The 20,007-nt window shown below is 35.3% G+C and carries 20 protein-coding genes, 1 tRNA gene and 1 pseudogene; 9 read left to right on the top strand and 13 right to left on the bottom strand.

The window, feature by feature from the left end; translation table 11 throughout:
* Positions 1-67 precede the first annotated feature (67 nt).
* Entirely contained in the window at positions 68-670 is a 603-nt protein-coding gene (locus AACZ41_RS01675) for a carboxymuconolactone decarboxylase family protein (protein WP_339625855.1), read from the bottom strand.
* Positions 671-793: 123 nt separating this feature from the next.
* On the opposite strand from AACZ41_RS01675, the gene AACZ41_RS01670 reads away from it, so the two are divergent.
* From AACZ41_RS01670 to AACZ41_RS01655, 4 genes are all read left to right on the top strand, one after another.
* A complete protein-coding gene (locus tag AACZ41_RS01670) occupies positions 794-1,222 on the top strand; it encodes an OsmC family protein (RefSeq protein WP_339625852.1) in 429 nt (142 codons plus the stop codon).
* A gap of 80 nt (positions 1,223-1,302) precedes the next feature.
* The gene (gene recJ, locus AACZ41_RS01665; RefSeq protein WP_339625849.1) at positions 1,303-2,991 is read left to right on the top strand and encodes a single-stranded-DNA-specific exonuclease RecJ; all 1,689 of its coding nucleotides are present in this window, start codon (positions 1,303-1,305) and stop codon (positions 2,989-2,991) included.
* 446 nt (positions 2,992-3,437) lie between these two features.
* A complete protein-coding gene (locus tag AACZ41_RS01660) occupies positions 3,438-3,800 on the top strand; it encodes a hypothetical protein (RefSeq protein ID WP_339625847.1) in 363 nt (120 codons plus the stop codon).
* 114 nt (positions 3,801-3,914) lie between these two features.
* Complete coding sequence (locus AACZ41_RS01655; protein WP_339625845.1) at positions 3,915-5,177, top strand: MFS transporter; 1,263 nt, start codon at positions 3,915-3,917, stop codon at positions 5,175-5,177.
* 260 nt (positions 5,178-5,437) lie between these two features.
* Here the strand turns inward: AACZ41_RS01655 and AACZ41_RS01650 are convergent, their stop codons facing one another.
* From AACZ41_RS01650 to AACZ41_RS01615, 8 genes are all read right to left on the bottom strand, one after another.
* A complete protein-coding gene (locus AACZ41_RS01650) occupies positions 5,438-6,202 on the bottom strand; it encodes a UDP-2,3-diacylglucosamine diphosphatase (protein WP_339625843.1) in 765 nt (254 codons plus the stop codon).
* Between the two features lie 171 nt (positions 6,203-6,373).
* A complete protein-coding gene (locus AACZ41_RS01645; protein WP_339626940.1) occupies positions 6,374-6,721 on the bottom strand; it encodes a hypothetical protein in 348 nt (115 codons plus the stop codon).
* On the bottom strand, positions 6,714-7,103 hold the full coding sequence (locus AACZ41_RS01640; protein WP_339626938.1) for a hypothetical protein: 390 nt from the start codon (positions 7,101-7,103) through the stop codon (positions 6,714-6,716). The genes AACZ41_RS01645 and AACZ41_RS01640 overlap by 8 nt, the downstream gene beginning before the upstream one ends.
* 249 nt (positions 7,104-7,352) lie before the next feature.
* The gene (locus tag AACZ41_RS01635) at positions 7,353-7,802 is read right to left on the bottom strand and encodes a 6-carboxytetrahydropterin synthase (protein WP_339625841.1); all 450 of its coding nucleotides are present in this window, start codon (positions 7,800-7,802) and stop codon (positions 7,353-7,355) included.
* A gap of 57 nt (positions 7,803-7,859) precedes the next feature.
* On the bottom strand, positions 7,860-8,285 hold the full coding sequence (locus AACZ41_RS01630) for a hypothetical protein (RefSeq protein WP_339625839.1): 426 nt from the start codon (positions 8,283-8,285) through the stop codon (positions 7,860-7,862).
* Between the two features lie 213 nt (positions 8,286-8,498).
* Positions 8,499-9,266, bottom strand: coding sequence for an enoyl-CoA hydratase/isomerase family protein (locus AACZ41_RS01625; RefSeq protein WP_339625837.1), 768 nt, complete (start codon positions 9,264-9,266; stop codon positions 8,499-8,501).
* Between the two features lie 21 nt (positions 9,267-9,287).
* Positions 9,288-10,622, bottom strand: a complete 1,335-nt coding sequence (locus AACZ41_RS01620) for an MATE family efflux transporter (protein ID WP_339625835.1) — start codon at positions 10,620-10,622, stop codon at positions 9,288-9,290.
* Positions 10,623-10,634: 12 nt separating this feature from the next.
* Positions 10,635-11,135, bottom strand: coding sequence for a GNAT family N-acetyltransferase (locus AACZ41_RS01615; protein WP_339625833.1), 501 nt, complete (start codon positions 11,133-11,135; stop codon positions 10,635-10,637).
* 53 nt (positions 11,136-11,188) lie between these two features.
* Here AACZ41_RS01615 and AACZ41_RS01610 point away from each other — a divergent pair, with 53 nt between their 5' ends.
* The 4 genes from AACZ41_RS01610 to AACZ41_RS01595 all read left to right on the top strand — a co-directional run bounded on the left by AACZ41_RS01610 (position 11,189) and on the right by AACZ41_RS01595 (position 13,152).
* The gene (locus AACZ41_RS01610; protein WP_339625831.1) at positions 11,189-11,986 is read left to right on the top strand and encodes a universal stress protein; all 798 of its coding nucleotides are present in this window, start codon (positions 11,189-11,191) and stop codon (positions 11,984-11,986) included.
* Between the two features lie 54 nt (positions 11,987-12,040).
* Positions 12,041-12,117, top strand: a tRNA-Ala gene (locus AACZ41_RS01605).
* A 491-nt stretch (positions 12,118-12,608) separates the two neighbouring features.
* The gene (locus AACZ41_RS01600) at positions 12,609-12,869 is read left to right on the top strand and encodes a type II toxin-antitoxin system ParD family antitoxin (protein ID WP_339625829.1); all 261 of its coding nucleotides are present in this window, start codon (positions 12,609-12,611) and stop codon (positions 12,867-12,869) included.
* On the top strand, positions 12,862-13,152 hold the full coding sequence (locus AACZ41_RS01595) for a type II toxin-antitoxin system RelE/ParE family toxin (protein WP_339625827.1): 291 nt from the start codon (positions 12,862-12,864) through the stop codon (positions 13,150-13,152). Before AACZ41_RS01600 ends, AACZ41_RS01595 begins: the two co-directional genes overlap by 8 nt.
* 1,104 nt (positions 13,153-14,256) lie before the next feature.
* Here AACZ41_RS01595 and AACZ41_RS01590 read toward each other — a convergent pair.
* From AACZ41_RS01590 to AACZ41_RS01575, 4 genes are all read right to left on the bottom strand, one after another.
* Positions 14,257-15,513: a tyrosine-type recombinase/integrase gene (locus tag AACZ41_RS01590; protein WP_339625825.1), complete on the bottom strand. Its 1,257-nt coding sequence runs from the start codon at positions 15,511-15,513 to the stop codon at positions 14,257-14,259.
* 601 nt (positions 15,514-16,114) lie between these two features.
* Positions 16,115-17,221, bottom strand: a complete 1,107-nt coding sequence (locus AACZ41_RS01585; RefSeq protein WP_339625821.1) for a helix-turn-helix domain-containing protein — start codon at positions 17,219-17,221, stop codon at positions 16,115-16,117.
* Positions 17,222-17,268: 47 nt separating this feature from the next.
* A complete protein-coding gene (locus tag AACZ41_RS01580) occupies positions 17,269-17,961 on the bottom strand; it encodes a hypothetical protein (protein ID WP_339625819.1) in 693 nt (230 codons plus the stop codon).
* Positions 17,962-18,271: 310 nt separating this feature from the next.
* The gene (locus AACZ41_RS01575) at positions 18,272-18,787 is read right to left on the bottom strand and encodes a hypothetical protein (protein WP_339625817.1); all 516 of its coding nucleotides are present in this window, start codon (positions 18,785-18,787) and stop codon (positions 18,272-18,274) included.
* A gap of 36 nt (positions 18,788-18,823) precedes the next feature.
* Here AACZ41_RS01575 and AACZ41_RS01570 point away from each other — a divergent pair.
* Positions 18,824-19,948: pseudogene (locus AACZ41_RS01570) on the top strand (molybdopterin cofactor-binding domain-containing protein); the annotation flags it as partial.
* Positions 19,949-20,007: the final 59 nt, after the last annotated feature.

Genomic DNA, 20,007 nt, shown 5'->3' with positions numbered 1-20,007 from the left:
GATCTCGCTAGCAATCGGGATCGAAAAGGCGAAATTTATTATTTTGTCAAAAGTCAACAGCCATTAACTAATACTGCGACCCATCATGCTTCCCTTTTTCCCATCCATGTTTTCCTAAGTATTGGTCGGCACTATCGACAGCTCCTTTTTCAATAGAAGTTCCCATCGAGTCGTTCCATCTATTAAGATATCCAAAGAGAGAAATCACCCCGAGCATTTCTACAATTTCACCTTCGTTCCAGTATTTATAAAGGCGTTCTTTTATTTCGGCATCTACACCATTGGGTACTTGAGAGGCTTGTAAAGAGAAATCTAATGCGGCACGTTCAGCTTCAGAAAATGCCGAATGGGTTCTGTATTCCCAAATATTATCTAACTGCTCTTGTTCTGCACCATAACGTTCTGCAGCACGAATGGCATGTGCTTGGCAGTATCGACATCCTGTAGCATTACTGCTCACCCATGCAATCATTCTTTTTAAAGCAGAGGTCACTCGGCCTTCATTCGCCATAACCGCTTTGTTGAGGTTGATAAAGGCTTTTGAAATTGCCGGTCTGTGCTGCATGGTCAATACTGAATTGGGACAAAACCCTAGAGTTTCATTGAAAAAAGCGGCCAATTCTTTCGTTTCCGGATCATGATTTGGGTCAAGCGGTGTTACTAATGCCATTGTTATTTTTTTAAGATTTTGAGACGGTAATCAATCTAATTATTTGTTGCGATGTTCATTTCGTTGCCAGTAATGACAGCCTAGATTATTGTATTTTTGTATCCTTACAAGAAACAAAAAATTATGAGCACAACAAATCATATTACCACAAAATGGTTGGGCAACATGGCCTTTGAAAGTAATAATCCATCTGGGCATTCCCTAAAAATAGATATCGCTAAGAAAGATGGTGGTGACGGAAGTGGTTATAGACCTAAGGCACTAATGTTATCTGCGCTTGCAGGTTGTTCAGGTTTGGATGTAGCCGCTTTGATTAAGAAAATGAAACTTGAAGTGGATGATTTTCAAATTGAAACCATTGCAAATCTTACTGATGAGCATCCAAAGTACTATGATAAAGTAACTATAGAATACCATTTTCATGGTAGTAATCTAAATGAGAAAAAGCTTCAAAGGGCAGTTGATTTATCCGTAGAGAAATATTGTGGAGTTATGGAAATGTTCAGAAAGTTTGCTGAGTTAGATATAAAGACTGTATTTCATAACGAATAACTTCATTGAGAGGCACAAAGCAATGATGAGATAAAATTGCTAACTGCGAACTTCCATTTGACACTTGAATACTACAAACAATGCGCTGGACTATTAAACCAAAACCTAAACAAGAAGACATTGATGTACTTGCCAATGAACTTCAGGTAGATGATTTGGTAGCCCAACTGCTTTTACAACGAGGAATTGCTACGTTCGAAGATGCTAAAAAGTTCTTTAGACCACAGTTAAGCGAGCTTCACGATCCTTTTTTAATGAAGGATATGGATGTAGCCGTTAAGAGAATTGAAGAAGCCATTGGTAATGGTGAAAATATTTTGGTTTTTGGTGATTATGATGTAGACGGTACGACGGCCGTTGCTTTGGTTTCTTCCTATTTGCGTAGTTACTATCCCAATGTGGCTACCTATATACCAGACCGGTATGAAGAAGGGTATGGAGTATCGTATAAAGGAATCGATTTTGCCGAGGATAATGGTTTTACGTTGATCATTGCTTTGGACTGTGGTGTGAAGGCAATTGAAAAGGTTGCCTATGCAAAAGACAAAGGAATAGATTTTATTATTTGTGACCACCATAGACCTAGTACAATATTACCCAATGCAATAGCTGTTTTAGATCCAAAACGTCAAGATTGTTCATATCCTTACGATGAATTATGTGGTTGTGGTGTCGGGTTTAAGCTGATTCAGGCCTTAGGCTCTCACCGTGGGGAAACTATTGACGATTTAGTCTATTATCTTGATTTAGTGGCAACTGCAATTGGGGCAGATATAGTTCCAATTACTGGGGAGAATCGAATTCTAGCTTTTTATGGCCTACAGGTTATTAATCAACAACCTAGAATTGGATTTAAAGCCATTATTGATCAGCTGAACAAAAAAGAGCTGACCATTACCGATGTTGTGTTCATCATAGCTCCTAGAATTAATGCTGCGGGACGAATGAAACATGGTCAATATGCAGTAAATCTATTAACGGAAACCAACATGGCTCAAGCAGTAAAATTTGCTGCTGAAATTGAAACGTTTAATACGGATAGAAAAGGATTGGATAAAGCTATTACTGAAGAAGCTTTGGTTCAGATTAAGGAGAACGATGAAGAAGAAGGCTTTACATCGGTCGTGTATAATGCATCATGGCATAAGGGTGTAATAGGTATTGTAGCTTCAAGATTAATCGAAACCTATTATCGACCTACCTTGGTATTTACCAAAAGTGGCAATAAATTAGCAGCTTCGGCACGGTCTGTAAAAGGTTTTGATGTGTACAATGCATTGGAAGGTTGCGCTGATTATATCGAACAATTTGGCGGACATAAATATGCCGCTGGTCTCACCTTGCTAGAAGAACAATATCATAATTTTAAACATCAGTTTGAAAAAGTAGTTAAAGAGACGATAGAACCACAGTTACTCACCCCAGAAATTACAATTGATACGATCATAACGCTACAAGACCTTACGCCTAAATTAATGAGAATATTGAAACAGTTCGCACCATTTGGTCCTGGTAATATGTCCCCTGTATTTATGGCTGAAAATATAAAAGATACAGGTTATGCAAAAGGGGTAGGAGCCAATGCAGCTCATTTAAAGATTTCCGTGGTACAGCAAGACAGTTATAAAATTGATGGAATCGGTTTTAATATGGGCGATAAACTACCAATGGTAACAAGCAGAAAACCATTCAATGCTGTCTTTTCACTAGATGAGAATGAATGGCAAGGAACAGTTAGTCTTCAATTGAAACTAAAGGATATTAAATGAAAATAGAGCATATTGCTATTTGGGATACCGATTTAGAAATAATGCGTGCTTTTTATGAAACATATTTCAATACAGCTACAGGGAAAAAAATATGTTAATCCTACCAAAAACTTTATAACTTATTTTTTAAGTTTTAACGAAGGGTCAAGAATAGAATTAATGCAAAGGCCGAAGATAAATACATCTGCCAACCTCGATATTATAAATACAGGTTTTGCACATATGGCCATTTCATTAGGATCAAAAGAAAAAGGTAGATTCATTAACCAATGAGTTGAGGGTTAATGGGTACACCATTGTTGGTGAGCCAAGTACAACGGGTGATGGTTATTATGAAAGTGTCATTTTAGACCACAAGGGGAATCAAAAGAAATCACAATTTAAACACGTTATTTATAATTATTCTAAATAAGATACATATATGTATATGAAATAGTTAGATAGTTATGAATGAGATTAGACGAATTTACCAAAATGATTTTGGTATAGCATTTCAATGGAAACATGATGAACCTCAAAAATCGAATAAAGTTCAATTGATTTTTAGAGATATTGGTTTGCTGCTAATGCCCAACGAACTTCAATATTTTTCAAAATGTATAAATGATACTTTACAGAGTTGTAAGGGTAATTTATGTAAAGACTGTAAAGTTAAAGGGGAATGTAGATCATTGCTTTTAAATTCACCCGCCCATCAAATAACCTTTGCAGTGAGTTTTCAAGAAGTTATTGAACTAAGAGATTTAATAAGTGGTACGCTATTTAAATTGGAGTTAGATTCCTATTTTGATGAGTTTGGCATCAATTAATAACTTCAACCGGTTATCGCAATTTTTACATTTTTTAAGCGCTAATTAGTTCTTTGATTGTGAAATGCCACCTAATTAATTAAATATCTTTGATGTTTATTTAGCGATTATCATATGAGCGGAAATGATCCCTATGCTGCCTTAAGATTCAAGGAATTCAATATTTTTCTTTTAGTTCGCTTCGCGATGGTTTTTGCATGGTCAATGCAGTTTATTGTCATAGAATGGCAAGTCTACACCATTACTAAAGACCCACTATCATTAGGTATTATTGGTTTAATGGAAGTTATACCTGCTGTGGGTATGGCACTTTTTGCAGGTCATGTGGTAGATCAGAAAGAAAAACGAAATTTATTAATGAAGTGCATTTTGGGATTTTCTGTGATAAGTTTTGGACTATTCATATTAAGCCTGCCTTCTGTTTTAGAAACCTATGAAACTAAAGTTATTCTTTATGGGATTTATGCTTTAGTCTTTTTAGGTGGTTTGGTACGGGCATTTTTAGGGCCGACTATTTTCTCATTAATAGCTTTAATCGTACCTAAAAAAATATATCCAAATGCCGCTACTTGGAGTAGCACAACATGGCAAATGGCCTCAGTTCTTGGCCCGGCTTTAGCTGGTTTTTCTATTAGTTTTATAGGTGTACATTGGTCTATGTGTGTCATATTTGGGTTTTCTTTATTAGCATTAACGGCACTTTTCAATATTTCTAAAAAGCCTATTCTTAATCCAAAGATTGGAGAACCGGTTTTTCAAAGTTTAAAAGAAGGACTAAATTTTGTTTTTAAAACGCGTGCCATATTAGGAGCGTTGACCCTAGACATGATTGCCGTTTTATTTGGTGGCGCAGTAGCTTTATTGCCCATTTTTGCACAAGATATATTACATGTAGGGTCAGAAGGTTTTGGTGTTTTAAGAGCTGCACCAGCGGTGGGTGCTGCAATTACCATGTTAGGGTCTACACGTTTTCCTTTGCATAAGAATGCAGGTAAGAAATTATTATTTGCAGTGTTTGGTTTTGGTATTTGCATGATCGTTTTCGGCCTTTCAACCTATTTCTGGTTATCGGTTATTGCGTTGTTTTTAAGTGGCGCGGTAGATGGGGTTTCTATGATCATACGACAAACCATATTACAATTAAAGACTCCTGATAATATGCGAGGACGCGTTGCGTCGGTTAACTCAATGTTCGTTGGCTCGTCTAATGAGTTAGGAGCTTTTGAAAGTGGAGTAACCGCTAAGTTGATGGGAACGGTAACGGCAGTTGTATTTGGAGGAACCATGACTTTACTAACTGTTGGTCTTACGGCAATTGTTTCACCTGGTTTTAGAAAACTAGATTTGCAGAAAGATGTTGAAGAACATGAAAGTTAGATATTTCAATATATATCATTAAAAAAAAGCCCCTAAAATAGGGGCTGTACTTTAATGTAGGTAATACTTAAGATTTGAGTCATCAAGTGAGGGAACTTGTAGGTATTGTAAAGATTTGGACTCAACATTTAAACTTTACAACACTGTAAAGATATAATGAAGTACTAGTTTTATAAAACTATTGTTGTGAGCTCTTCAATTTATTTTGAAAGAAAAGGATTATAAATTATTTTACTGATAGTTAGTTGAAAATGAAGTGATTATTTGAATTCTCTTAAAGAAAGTTTTTCTCCGTCAAATTCTGCATAGGTATAATAATTTATCCAATCTCCAAGGTTGGTATATTTTGAATTTTCTTTCAATGGTATCTCTAATGGAAGATGTCTGTGACCAAAAATGAAATGATCATAGTGTTGTAGTTCTAATTTTCTATGTGCGTATTGCACAAGCCATTCTTTATCATTTCCCAAGAACTTGGCATCATCGTCACCGCCAATCAATTTGTTGCTAACAGATAAATGCTTAGCCAATCGTACCCCGATATCTGGGTGTAGCCATTTAAAGAACCATTTTGCTACAGGATTAGTAAAGACTTTTTTCATCCTTTTAAAACCTTTGTCATCGGGACCTAATCCGTCACCATGGCCTATGAAAAAGGAAATGCCATTAATGTTATATTGCTGGGGTTTATGATATACCGGTATATTCAATTCCTCTTCAAAATAACCGTTCATCCACAGATCATGATTGCCCACAAAATAATGGATATCTATTCCCGCATCAGATAGTTCGGCAAGTTTTCCTAAGGTTCTAGTAAATCCTTTAGGTATTACGGTTTTGTATTCAAACCAAAAATCGAACAGATCGCCCATAAGAAATAGAACTCCTGCATCCGACTTGATCGTATCTAACCAACGAACGAATTTTTGTTCCCGTAATCTACTATCTTTCATAGTAGGCGCGCCTAGATGGTTGTCGCTAGCAAAATATACTTTTTTCCCTATCGGAAGTTCAATGTTCGTCATCAGGTTGTAAATATAATAACTGTTTGGCTTACCTAGAGGATACGAAGGTCAAAATAAGAGATTGCAGTTCTTTGTACGTCTATTTAAGTTGCAGCCTCTTTTTCGTTCAGAACAATTTTTATGGGGAGGTGATCTCTGAAGCCATTTATATTAAATGTGGATGATTTGGGTCTACCAAACTTTACAGGTTTCTGGTACGTCCCAGAAGTAAGTTCTGAGTAGTAAATAATGGCTACCGTACTTAATTAAAAGGCAATTCTGTTTTTCAGATAAGATGCTTTTAGAGATCATGAACTGGTCGAGCATATTATATTCATTTCCGAATACGAAGGTGCCAATTTGTGCATCTAAAAATCGATGCATTACATTATAAAAGTACTTAAGCCGAACACGATTACTTTTTACGAATACTTTATTATTTATCGCCATTAAATACTGGGTAATACTTTTGTTAAATGGATTGTCATTAAAATCTCCCATCAGAAGGATATTGGTGTCTGCACCCTGTTCTTCATAGATTCTTTCGATCCAATAAGATAAGTTTTTCCGCTACCATAATTCTAAACGGTTCACTTTCTAATTCTCCGCCAGACCTAGACGGCCAATGGTTAAGTATACAAATAATCTTGTTGCCATTTGTAGTGTTTATGTGAACTTGAAATAAATCTCTGGTGGTATTTCTTTTAATAATACGAAAGCTAAAAGTTACCTGTTCAGGACCATACTTGGTTTTATCATAAATAAGTGCGGTATCGATACCTCGTTTGTCATCTCCTTCAGATAAAAGAAACCCATAATTTTTATTTAAAGCGGTACTCATGGAAGTTATAAGCAGCTCAATAACATGTTCGTTTTCTACTTCACAGACCCCTAAAATATCAGGTCCTTTGTTATCATTAATTTGGAAATAATCGAAGTAAGATTAGTTATTTTCTGGTCTGGAATGGTGTCATCCCAACCGTTGAGTTCAGTGCTTAAAGGTTGTTTAAAAATTCACTTCTACGGGGCGATTTTTCAATATCGAACAGATTTTCAAGATTCCACCAGTAAATTTGATGCTTCACTATATTGCTGTATATCAAGGTATTACCTTTAAAATAATACAATAGTTGTAGATGAAAACGATGTTGGCAGTTAAATTTTGATGAAATTAATTATCACTGGCATACCACTCTGCAAAAGAAGTATCTGTTTCTTGTAGCTTAAGTGAAAACAATGAAATATTTTTTGGAAGCCTAGCCTTTATCTTTGCGGCAAAATCGATAACCATATTTTCACTTGTAGGCTGGTAGTCTGCTAAAATTACATTGTGCCCTCTATCTGTCAATTCTTTAGCCAGTTCTACGTGAGGTGTATTTTTATTGAATACGGTGGCATGATCAAAAATATCTACGATATCTTCTTTCACTATTTTTTTTAAATCGCCAAAATCTATCACCATTCCCAATTTAACATGACTGGTATCTGTAATAGGCTTACCAATAACCGTTACGGATAGCTTATAGCTATGACCGTGTACATTTCTACATTTACCGTCATAACCATAAAGTGCATGACCTGTTTCAAAATTGAATTGTTTGGTAATACGAATACTGCTCATAGCCTGTGATTATATGGCAAAGGTAGGGAAAGTTTAAAAGGATTTAAACGTTAGAAATTAATCTAGAATAATTTCGGTATTTCCAGAAATCAAGCTTACGTGGCAACAGTCTGCACCCACAACAAATTCTTCGTTTATGACCTCTTCGTTAGAAATATAACCTTTGAAAGTTAGTGTTGCCGTTGAATTTTGATATTCAACTCTATGAGCATCACTAAGAATGGGATATAGGCCTTGTTCTTTAAAATACTGATTTTCTTCATCGTTGAAATCATCGGTCAGGTTTTTGCCAGAATCAACATTGATTACTTCATAGCTATCTAATACTATAGCTGCACCTGATGCATCTTTTACACTTACGGTAAGGGTGACAAAATTTTGTGTGCAAGCAACCATTGTGCAATCTTGTTGCGTGGGCTCATCTTTGTCATGACACGCAACCAGAAATATCGATAGAATTACCAGTGTAACTTTAGGAAACATATTAATGTTTTTTAAGTAGATACGTGAATACGTATCAGTTGCTTACGATTCGTATTTACCTTTTATACTTTCTTTTTGCGCGTACTTTATTTACAAAATAGATGACTAAAACGAAAAGGGCAAGGATAGGGAAAACGAGATTACCGTTTAACATTTGAAAGAATTCCATAATTATGATTTAGAAACAAAACGAACAGCTGTTTCAGTTATTGTTTATTTTTTGAATTTTGACAAGGCATTCCGCGTAAAGTCAGAAAGGGCTAATTTTCCCGTTATCGCTGCACGATCTGTCAATAATATATCCCAATGGTCGGTACCTTCCCACAAAACTTTCTTCCATTCGGTTAATGCATCAGGATTATAACTTGCTAGCTTTTGAATAAAGAAGTCTAATTCCTTATCCATCTCTTGAGCAGTATCATATACTTTTGAAAACAAGCCTTTTTCTTTTGCCCAATAAGCACTCTTCCATTCGGCAGGGGCAAGAGACAATTCTGCCAAAGCAGCTGCGCCTATTTTTCGTTCAACAGCAGGTGCTATGACCAATGGAGCAATACCGATGCTTAGTTCAGAAAGTTTAATAGATGCTTCAACATTAGAATATACATAGTCACAAGCAGCAGCAAGACCAACGCCACCGCCAACTGTTTTACCATGAACACGACCTACGATTACCTTTTTACATTTGCGCATAGCGTTTATGACATGGGCAAAACCGCTAAAAAAGGCTTCGCCCTCTTCTAAGTTCGAAATGGCTAACAGCTCATCGAAAGAAGCGCCTGCACAAAATGCTTTTTCTCCTTCAGATTTTAAAAGAATTACTGATACACCCTTATTTTCAGATAGCTCATTAATTGTATCTGTAAGTCTTTGCAATAATTCTGCTACAAACGAATTGCTTGCTGGGTGGCCAAATTCTACATGTGCTACCTGACCAACTATTCGTGTGTATAAACTTCCATTCTTTCTTGAGGTGACCATAGCATTGTGTTTAGTTCAAAATTACTGATTTTGCAATAAAGGTTTAAACTTTCTTATAAACTTCCACACTAACGCTCCACCTCTTATTAGCATCCATACGGTGAAAGCCAGCCATATTCCTGTAAGTCCCCAATGAAGGTATTTTCCTAAGAAAAGCATGGGTACAAAGCCTAAAAATGTGGCCGCCAGTAGAGTATTTCTTAAATATTTCATCTCACCAAGACCCTTAAAAACTCCGTCCAAGACAAAGGCAATTGTATTCACTGGAAGTCCAAGAATTATAATATAGAAAATACCATAAAAAGCTGATAGCACTACACTTTCGTTAGAAAATAAACTACCCAAAGGTTTGTAGAAAATGGTAGCCAGAACCATAATGACCATACTTAATATGAGTCCATATTTAGTAATTTTTTTTACCAATGACCAGAGTTCATCATAATTTCGTTCCCCAAGCAATCTACCGCCCATAATATTGCCAGCTGCGCCGTAGCCATCTATAAAAAACGCCGAGAATAGCCAAAGATTTATGGCAATTGTGTGTGCGCCAATATATTTATCGCCTAATGCCGCCGCCTCCCTTACCGCTAATATTAAGGCTGTATTCAATGCAATTGCCCTAACAAAAAGATTAAGGCTCATAATAACTAATCTTCCCAATTCTGGATGTAATGGAATTTTGAGTTTCAAACTAATATCTGTTTTGGTCAATAGTAGGTAGAAAGCCATTAACGCCATAATCGCTTGTGCAAGTAGACTCGCCCAAGCTGCGCCTTCTAAATACATGGGTTCAAGTATACCTTCAATGCCATATACGAATGCAAAATCGAAAACTACATTTAGTAAAGCTCCTGTAATGGCAATCACCATGGGCCAATAGGTATTCTGTAAACCTCTAAAAACACCCATAACAGCGAAAACGAAGAGGGTTAAAGGAAAACCCCATACCCTTATGGAGTAATAGCTGATGCAATAGTCCAATATTTTTCCAGAGGCGTTGAGCAATTCAAAAATCTCTTTGATCACAAAAATGGTAGAGAGCAATATAAGAATGCTCAATGTAATGTTGAGATAAATAGCTTGTGCGGGTAAGGTTTTGACTTCATCCAATTTTCCAGCACCTAAATACTGAGATATTATGGCAGATATGGCACTACGGGTTTGTCCAAGAATCCAGATAAGCATAGAAAGAAATGAACCAACAATACCTGCGGCTGCCAAAGATTCCAATCCGTCAACGGGAATGTTGCCTACAATAGCTGTATCTGTAATAGACAACAAGGGTTCAGCAATACCGGCAATTGTTGCCGGAATAGCAAGGGCGTTTATAGATTTAAAATTAACGGAAGTCTTCAATAAAGTGGGTTTCTATAATACAAGTTCATAACAATGAAAAGGATGTTCGCTTTGTTTTGGAAAATAGATATCCCCCAATCTAGTATAGCCACGTTGCTCGTAAAATTTCTGATTTCTCTTGTTTTGGCTAAAGGTATCTAACCTAACAGATTGGGCATTATGTTCTCTAGCAAAGTTTTCACCGAAATCCATTAAGCATTGGGCACAACCTTGTCCTTGGTATTTAGGATGTACCCCTAAACGATGAATGTAATAATTTTTGGAGTTTTCTGTCAGCCAGTTTACCGAACGATACTCCTCGTCCATAAAAAGGGAAATGACAATGCATCCTACTATTTCATTATCATGTAGAAGTACATAAAGTTCATTGCGTTCAATATCATTTTCAAATGCTTTTTTAGAAGGGTATTCTTTTGTCCATTGGTAAATACCATTTGCTTCCATGGCCAATCTACAAGCATCGGTCATGGTTAATATTTCAGGTATTTGCGATATCTTTGCCAGTTGAATCATAAAAGCGATTTATATAAATCGTAAATTTAGAGTAATAATCAACAATTTTTATCATGATGAATATTCTTGTTCCAATAGGGACCTCCACAAATGCGACAGAAACATTACAATATGCAGTAGATTTTGCAGAAGCTTTTGGTGCCGAAATTTATGTAATGGAGGTTTTCAACGTAACCGGAAAAACAGGTACGTTAACCAATGTTACCCAAAAAATCGCCGATAGTGGTAAAGAACGATTGAAAGAAATTATTGCACGAGTCGACACAAAGGAGGTATCTATAAAAATTGCAAGCTTTAATGGTGAACTTAAGGACGGACTAAGGGAAATTGATAAAGAAATAGGTCTTGATCTAATTATTTTGGCACCTAGAAGTAATGATATTCAAGAAGAGTATTATTTAGGGCAAACCTCGGGTGCAATTATTAAAAGAACTAATATTCCAACTTTGATCGTGCCTAAAGGAACGGTATATAAGCCATTTAAAAATATTTTGGTAGCCTTTAAATCAGGTATTCTAAAGAGAAAGCGAATTCTTGATCCATTAATTGAAATTAAGAACAAGCATAAGTCAAAGGTAAATCTTTTAATGGTGAAGACACCTGGATATACAGATGATGATTTAAAAATTAATACGGCATTAATGGATATTAGTTCTCAACTAACATTTACAGAGAACCCAACTACCTATCATGGCGTTTTGGAACATTTTCAAGGGCAACACCCAGATTTATTATGTGTTTTTAGAAGAAAACGTGGCTTTTTCAAGAAGTTGTGGGAGAAAAGTACCATTTCTAAATCGGAGTTTTATGCCCCAGTACCGGTATTGGTGCTAAGTGTAAAGAAAGATTAAGTAGTACTTTGATAGGTTAATAAAATGTATTTCCTTTGATTCACTCTAAAAAGCGGGGGATTAGCTCAGTTGGCTAGAGCGCTTGCCTGGCAGGCAAGAGGTCACCGGTTCGAATCCGGTATTCTCCACCAGTAAACACGGGCCTTCACAGATGTGAGGGCTTTTTCATTTTTAGCAATGCACAGTTTGTGCACACTTTTGAAGATTCCTTCCTTTTGACGTAAAATTTAACATTAATTGGTCTTATTTGTACTAAAAGGAACTCATTTGAGTTTATTTAGCGTGGTATTTCCTACTTTTAGGATTGTTAAACTACATATTAATTAATGGCTTTATTTCAAACTTCCGTACTTAAAAATTACCTCAAGCAATTAGATGAAAAACAGTTAGTTAGGCTATTGATGGTTTTGTATTTCTTTTTTTTTGCTTATAGCTGGTTTGGATTGAAAGATAAAATAAAACTTAAACTCAAAAGTTTTGATAATGGGCTTAATAAATCTGTAGAAAGGAATCTAGATTGTTGCCAACAACTAATATACAACCGGATATGACAAAATCATATGATTTATGTGCTGATAATATGTTTAATTGCGTATATTGTATGTGATTTAAAATTTTAACAATGGCTACAATTAGAAAATCATTGACTATCACCACGGCCCAAGAGCAATGGATTAAACTCCAAATTGAAAATGGAGGCTTTGCCAACGACAGTGAATATATGCGACATCTAATTCGTTTAGACGAAGAGCGCAATAGGGAATTCATAACTACCAAAGCAGCCATACAGGAAGGTTATGATAGCGGGGTGAGTTCTAAAAATAGATCGGTTGAAGAAATTATCGAGGCAGCTAAAAATCGTAAAACTAGGGAAAATGCCTAGTTACAATTTATCCTCAAAGGCAGATGGCGATATCGACGATATAGTAGATTATACTTTGGAGACCTGGGGGGAATCACAAACACATGATTATGTCACCGAGTTACTACAATTCTTGCAAACTCTCGCCGAAAATCCTGATCTTGGCCGTTCCGCTTCTGAATTTGCACCTCTGTTAAAAAGATTTAATTTTAAAGCACACACCATCTTTTACGAACCAACAAAACAGGGAATATACGTTGTTCGCATTTTAGTACAGATTAGAGATTTTAAGAGACATCTTTAGACACTAAGTTTTGCTATTGAAAGGAAAAAACATATTACTAATTTTAAATTTTTTGATGATATGATGACAGAGAAGGGTAAGCCCAATGTTTACGGAGGCTGAAGCTGTCATCAAACTGTCATCATTTTATCATCAAAAAAATAATGATGACGGAACAGTCTTGGAAATAGTAAAGAATGATGCTGTGATGATAAATCGATGACGTTTTGAGGGCAATGATTATGGGCTATAGCGGACATTGTCATCATATCATCAAAGATTTGTGTAAAACTCATTGGCTATTGAAAGAAAAAAAATTGGCTAAGAAGCTCGTACCTTTCTCCATCCAACATTATTAATTGGTTCACTAAAGCAAATCGTTATCAATGACTTTTGGATTATATTCGGTTAAGCTGGCTTTTTTGATAAAGGCTATCCATTAAAATTTTCAAAAATATGGAATAGCACCTACCTAGTTACCTAAGGATGAAGAATGCTAACGGCACCTGTACCTCGTTTCAGGTAACTTCTATAAATCTATCTTACCTAAAGATTACCTATCCTACCGAAATGGTAACATAGGTCACATCAAAAAAACAAGTAACCTAAGCCAAAAGTCCCATAATTGCTAGAAAAGGTAAGAAGGTAGGTGAAATTGGATAAAATAAGCTGATGAAGAAAAAAGACCGTTAAATCGTTTTGATCTTCAACATTCGGTTTAAAAAAGTCGATGTAATAGAAATCTACTTTATACAATTAGTACTAGAGAAGAATTTATTTTTTTCTTCATCAGCATTTAAAAAATATTATAAGATGGAAAATTAGCCCCGGAACTATAAAAGTTACGGTGAAATAGGGGTCATGGAAGACCAAAAGTTATATCGGCGATCTGGCACTCAAAATGGGTTTGGTCAGGAAGCGCGAGATGTGTCTTTGTTGCCACAAAAACAAACTCGCTTTACTCCCGATGGTCGCAAAGTAATATGAATCGAAAAGAAAGAGTTCCAAATCAAAAGTAGCTTGCGCCCTATTTCGATTTTACTTTACGCTTATCTACCGGAACACTATAAAATCGAAACAGGATCCATGCGCAAGTAAGTTATGGTAAGATTTGGGATGATTCTCCTAAGCCACAATTCTTTCGTTAGCTTCGTCCAAAGTGTCATTGTCAAAACGTTTCAAGTAGATTTCGGTTGTTTTTAAAGAACTATGCCCTAGACCTTCACTAATGATAGCGGTAGAAATACCCATGAATTTTGCAATCGTAGCCCAAGAATGACGAATTGCATAGGTTGTAAAATGTTGCTCAATCCCAGCATCTACCGCAATTATCTTTAGCCTTTCGTTTACCCTTCTCCTAATGGTCTTATACTTTTCATATTTAGCTGTGCTACCGTCATAATTCGACGGGAATAGAAAATCATCATCTTTTTTGTTTTCTAAATAATGACCTAGAATTTCCTTCAACTCGGTGGTCAACTTAACCGATAAAGGATCACCAGTTTTACTTCTTCCATAAAATATTCTCTCTAGGCGAACATTTGATTTTTTAAGTTTTACTAAATCTATCAAATTCATTCCTCGACAATTGAACATAATAAGGGCATAGTTTTTAGTATGCCATAAGGCGGACCCCTTTTCGTAGTTTAATTTTCGAATATTTAGAAAGTCATCTTTGGAAATCGCTCTTTTCTTTGTTTGGTTGGAAGAAGGGATTTTATAGCGATGAAAAGGATTCTTGGCCACTTCTATTCTATCTTCGTTAATAGCTGCATTGTAAATGGCTCTAATCGCCCTTAGAACGGAGCTAATACTATTTGGTTTCACTCCTTCAGACTCTTTATGTATTTGATAGTCCTTGAGCATGGTCACATTGAGTTGATCTAACCTGAGATCCTTGTTATTATTAAATTTAATAAATGCTTTTATCCCGCTCTTATACCATTCTGCTGAGCTTGGCTTATTGGATTTAAGTTTTCTATCGATAATTACTTGGCCCCAATCTGTTAACATCAATCCGTTAGACATCTTACTTTTAAGTTCTGGACTTATCTGGTTTTCCCACTTCTTTTTGATTTCTTCAACCAATGTGTCTACGTCCAAATATTGAATGGCATCACCCAGCTCATTTATTAAGCTACGGGCATCGTGAAGTTTATTATAAAGTATATAATTGATTTTTGAGCAGTCTAAGCCCTTATTAACCAAAACGGACCGCTTTAAAGAAATTGAGTTGGAATCCCAGCCACTTTTTGAAGTTTCATATGGTAATCTAATAATTCTAGGCTTAGCATGGAATACACGCAAAGCAATCGGAAAAAGTTTGGAAATAGCGTTTTTCGATGATTTTCTTGTATCTAATATGAGCCTAACTTTAGCCATTTTTTGATGCTTAAACTACTTCAAGTTAGGAATAAAAATGCACACTTTGTGCACACTTTTATTTGTATTCAAATGAATTCATTTGAATACAAATCTTATTAAATAACTGAAAATCAGTAGAATGTATACAATTTTGATTTTGTTAAAAGTGTTAAATTGCGGACTGGCAGGCAAGAGGTCACCGGTTCGAATCCGGTATTCTCCACCAATTTTTATAGGGCTTCAAGAGTTTTTGACTTTTGAAGCTTTTTTCATTTGCACGCAAAACTGGTTTTAAATTAACCTGGTATTATTTGATACAAATGGGTTTATTTTAAGACATAACTTACCCATTTCAGAATATTTTTTTTGAAATAGTATCACATCTATTGGTTGCTTTAACTTCAATATTAGATTAAGGAGTCTAAGTTCTATAAAAGGTCAATTAACGAAACTACTAAAATAAACAACGAATTGGACTTTTAAAGAAATGCTTTTCTGCCTTTTGAATCAGTTCTATAAAACCTCCATTTCATAGAACTGATTTCCATTTGGGATTTGAATCCTTTAAGTTATATAATAGGATGGCGTTCTTTAAAACCCTTTAAGAATATTGTTATAACTATACTTCTTTACTAAAGTAAGCTGAAGGAGAAGTACCCATTAAACTTCGGAACGATTTATTAAAAGTTGTTTTTGAATTAAAACCCGCCTCTTGCGCTAAACCAAAAAAAGTAAGCTCTTTCGCCTTATCGGTTTTAGCCAATGCTATAAACTCCTTTATTCTATAATAGTTGACAAAATCGAAGAAGTTCATGCCTATGCGTTCGTTCAAGAGACGTGCTAATTCCGGGTTGCTAATACCTAACATCGTGGCCAGTTCTGCCTTCATTAACTTTGTGTTTAAATAAGGTTTTTTGTCTGCCATCATGTCCTCTAGCTCTGTTTTCAATGTATCTAAATCTTTATGGCTCAATTTAGACTGACTATATTTTTGGGAGAGATTGAAAGATTGGATCCGGAATACATCTGGTACTATCATTCCATAATAGGCTATAAAAAGAATGATAAAAGCAATTCCTAGCCAAATGAATTTACGTGATTCTTGCTCTATGGTTTCGGGTCCAAAAAGACTGATAAAATACATGCCTATCCAAACCAAAAGACAAACACCGATAGCAATCAAAAAATTTAGGAAAAATTGTGTTTTTAAGGTGTAACTTAATTCGTTTTTAAGGTTGTTCCTAAATCGTAGAAACTGTCTTAAACTTAAAAACCAATAAGTACAGTTAAATGTTAGCCCTATACCTACTAAAATGTTAACGACACTGTATAATTCTCCTCTTCGTATTCTAGCAACGATGACTTCATCTGAAGGAATCATAAAATAGAATACCACAAATAAGATATATGCAATAGCAGGAATGTAATGGACCAAATCTCTTACTGCAAATCGTTGATTCGTTAAAGATGATCTGGTAAAAAGAAACACCGTTGCTCCAAAAAGTAATATAGCAAATTCTGAAATTGTAATTAGCCTAAAATTTTCTTCGAAAAGCTTAGAGACATATAAAACACGACCGCTTAATCCAATAAATAAAACAAAAATCAAAAAGGCTATGTAGCCATTAATATTTTTTCGATTCTTTGCTGAAAACAAATAAACACATAGCAAGAAAAAGCTTTGGAAAAAGCCAAAATAAGCTAACTGATTGACGAATGTATTCATATAAGGAAATATGCTGACAAGCAATAGTTGCTTGCCAACATTATGAGTTACTTTATTATAAATTGATTCACGTTCTGAATTCCTTTTTCGCCCATTTCATTAGTTACTTTGGCGAAAGTATCAAAAGCATCTCTATCATTCCATTCTGTCAATACCATATAATCGGGTTTATACATGTAACCTATAGATGACATTGCATCATTTAATTCTAACAGTACTTTTCCTCCATTGTTCTTGGCTTCTTTAAGCCACTCTTTTTTAAAGTTCATGAAGCCATTACTCTCGTCTTTCCAATAAGCAGTCGCCACAATCGCTTTTTCTGGGTTCAAATCAAAAGAAACATCCTTTTCCATCTCATAATAAGCCAGATGAAATGATGACCACATAGCTCTTCTTTGTTCATGAAAATCAGGCACTTCTGTAGTAATTTCATTCAAGAATTTTTTTCGTGCACTTACACTTGTCCATTTACCAAAAACAAAGGAGGCAGGCTGTATACCTCCTTGGGTGGTTTCTGCTATGGAAAGAATGGGTTGCGGCTGGTACCCTGTTTTAAGGGCGAAGGTAAATGCGGTTTCTTTGTATCTGGGGAATAATTTAGAAAAATCTGGCTTACCTGAAAATAGAAGAATATCCAAAACTTCTCCTTTTTTAAATGTTAGCGTTTTTGATTGTGCATTTGCCAATAATCCGCCAAGAAAAATAGCGGTAACTACTAGAACTAATTTTGTTTGTCTCATACTAAAATTTTTAAGTTTTAAATTCATGCCGCTAATGTAAAATGGGTTTACTAGGTCACAAAAGAAAGTACTTTGAGATGAGTACGCATACAGTATCCGTTCTTGTTTTATTGATTTTTATGATTTTCAAGGAAATATGCCGTACCTAACGACTCTGCTATGTTTAGTTCGGGATTAAAAGGTAATTACCTTTTGATTAAGCTCTTAGTCCTAACATTTTATTTTGTTTTATCTTTTCTCCTTTAAAGCCCTAGACTTTGGGTTAAGTACCAATACCCGTATTAACTATAGCCAGTTTTAGGTGCTGGCTTTATATTTCACTCTCTTTTAAATCTTTAGCTAAACTTGCAATTTTTAATTTTTTATTCCGCCTTAAATATTCTAAATCAGCTGAATTGTCAATCATTAACTGGCGATTATAGTAATTTATATGTTCAAGAATTGCGAAAAAATTGGCTGACACGCCCCATAAAATTAAGTTTTCAGGTATAATTTCCCAGTCATTTTGATACCATTGAATTGCAAATATTATTGGAATCAGACCAATTAATATCAAATTTATTTTTTTAGAATTCCTGAAAATATTTAGATTCTTTTCTTGATTGAAGGACTTGTTCATCAATCTATATAATTTTAATTTCCAATAGTGTTGACCTTGAATTAGTATTACTATACAAACTAAAATTCCATACAACAGAAAAAATATATTTGAAAATGAGTTATTAAAGATTAGATAAAACAATATAGCTGGGAAAGTCACAAAAGCGTGTAATCTTTCCATAGGATAATAACTCTTTAATCTTTTAATCAGTTTTTGTTTGCTCATATTTATTTGCTTCTTGCACCTAAGTTAAAAATAACATCCAGCACAGCACCATTTTTGGTTCACAATTGCATGGAGCCTATGAACTTTTTTGCCAATGTTACGGCAGACAAACCAGAACTTACAGAGCACGCCATTTCGGAACGATTGGGTATTCCCATTGAAAACATAGACATTCAAATGACCCGTTTGGGTGTTGGCTATGGTCACAGGTCATATGCACATTGGTTAGTTGAAGCGGCAATAATTTCACAAAAAGTGAAAGCACCGATAAAATTGGTGTATTCACGTTAAGATGATATGACCGGTGGTATTTACCGGGCCGCTTATCAAGTTAAGTATAGGGCTGCGATCGATACAGATAATAATATTACTGAATTTCATGTAAACACAGGGAGAATACTTGAGAGTCCTTTGTATGCAGATAGGTTTCCTGCTGGTGCCGTTGCTAATTATTTGGCAGAAAGCTGGGAAATAAATTCTAACATAACCATAGGTTCTTTTAGAGCACCACGTTCTAATTTTATGGCAAGTGCAGAACAGTCTTTTTTAGATGAAGTGGCGGAAGCCGCTGGAAAAGATCCTATCGATTTTAGATTGGAGTTGTTAGAACAAGCAAAAAACAATCCGGTTGGAGAACGAAATGATTATGATGCCGAACGTTATACCGGAGTTTTGAAATTAGTGAAGGAAAAATCGAATTGGGATGAGAATTCAGAAGGACAATCTAGAGGAGTTTCGGCGTATTTCTGCCATAATTCATATGCCGCTCAAGTGTTGAATATGAAATGGGAAAATGACAAACCCGTTATTAAAAAAGTTACCTGTGCAATTGATTGTGGTATCGTAATAAATCCCGATGCTGCTATTAATTTGTATGAAGGAGGCATTGTAGATGGTATTGGAAATGCTTTATATGGCGAACAGACCTTTAAGGAAGGTGTACCCCAAAAAAGTAATTTAGATAGTTATCGAATGATACGTATGACGGAAGCACCAAAGGAAATCGAAATTCATTTTATAAAAAGTGGTATAGATCCAACAGGGTTGGGAGAACCTTCTTTTCCACCCACATTTGCCGCAGTCGCCAATGCCATGTATAAAGCAACGGGAAAACGACAGTATCACCAACCATTTCTAAACAATCCTTCGAACAATAGCTAGTTAAATTAAACGCTATAAACCAACATCCTAATTACCGCATTATATGAAACAACATAATG

The sequence above is a fragment of the uncultured Maribacter sp. genome, from assembly GCF_963974015.1.
Classification (GTDB): Bacteria; Bacteroidota; Bacteroidia; order Flavobacteriales; family Flavobacteriaceae; genus Maribacter.
The sequence above is the reverse complement of the archived record's forward strand: the minus strand, read 5'-3'. Positions and strand labels throughout refer to the sequence as shown.

Excerpts from the sequence above, each read along its gene's own strand:
- AACZ41_RS01675 (WP_339625855.1), bottom strand. The coding sequence starts at position 670 with ATGGCATTAGTAACACCGCTTGACCCAAATCATGATCCGGAAACGAAA.
- AACZ41_RS01670 (WP_339625852.1), top strand. The coding sequence starts at position 794 with ATGAGCACAACAAATCATATTACCACAAAATGGTTGGGCAACATGGCC.
- recJ (WP_339625849.1), top strand. The coding sequence starts at position 1,303 with ATGCGCTGGACTATTAAACCAAAACCTAAACAAGAAGACATTGATGTA.
- AACZ41_RS01660 (WP_339625847.1), top strand. The coding sequence starts at position 3,438 with ATGAATGAGATTAGACGAATTTACCAAAATGATTTTGGTATAGCATTT.
- AACZ41_RS01655 (WP_339625845.1), top strand. The coding sequence starts at position 3,915 with ATGAGCGGAAATGATCCCTATGCTGCCTTAAGATTCAAGGAATTCAAT.
- AACZ41_RS01650 (WP_339625843.1), bottom strand. The coding sequence starts at position 6,202 with ATGACGAACATTGAACTTCCGATAGGGAAAAAAGTATATTTTGCTAGC.
- AACZ41_RS01635 (WP_339625841.1), bottom strand. The coding sequence starts at position 7,802 with ATGAGCAGTATTCGTATTACCAAACAATTCAATTTTGAAACAGGTCAT.
- AACZ41_RS01630 (WP_339625839.1), bottom strand. The coding sequence starts at position 8,285 with ATGTTTCCTAAAGTTACACTGGTAATTCTATCGATATTTCTGGTTGCG.
- AACZ41_RS01625 (WP_339625837.1), bottom strand. The coding sequence starts at position 9,266 with ATGGTCACCTCAAGAAAGAATGGAAGTTTATACACACGAATAGTTGGT.
- AACZ41_RS01615 (WP_339625833.1), bottom strand. The coding sequence starts at position 11,135 with ATGATTCAACTGGCAAAGATATCGCAAATACCTGAAATATTAACCATG.
- AACZ41_RS01610 (WP_339625831.1), top strand. The coding sequence starts at position 11,189 with ATGATGAATATTCTTGTTCCAATAGGGACCTCCACAAATGCGACAGAA.
- AACZ41_RS01600 (WP_339625829.1), top strand. The coding sequence starts at position 12,609 with ATGGCTACAATTAGAAAATCATTGACTATCACCACGGCCCAAGAGCAA.
- AACZ41_RS01595 (WP_339625827.1), top strand. The coding sequence starts at position 12,862 with ATGCCTAGTTACAATTTATCCTCAAAGGCAGATGGCGATATCGACGAT.
- AACZ41_RS01590 (WP_339625825.1), bottom strand. The coding sequence starts at position 15,513 with ATGGCTAAAGTTAGGCTCATATTAGATACAAGAAAATCATCGAAAAAC.
- AACZ41_RS01585 (WP_339625821.1), bottom strand. The coding sequence starts at position 17,221 with ATGAATACATTCGTCAATCAGTTAGCTTATTTTGGCTTTTTCCAAAGC.
- AACZ41_RS01580 (WP_339625819.1), bottom strand. The coding sequence starts at position 17,961 with ATGAGACAAACAAAATTAGTTCTAGTAGTTACCGCTATTTTTCTTGGC.
- AACZ41_RS01575 (WP_339625817.1), bottom strand. The coding sequence starts at position 18,787 with ATGAGCAAACAAAAACTGATTAAAAGATTAAAGAGTTATTATCCTATG.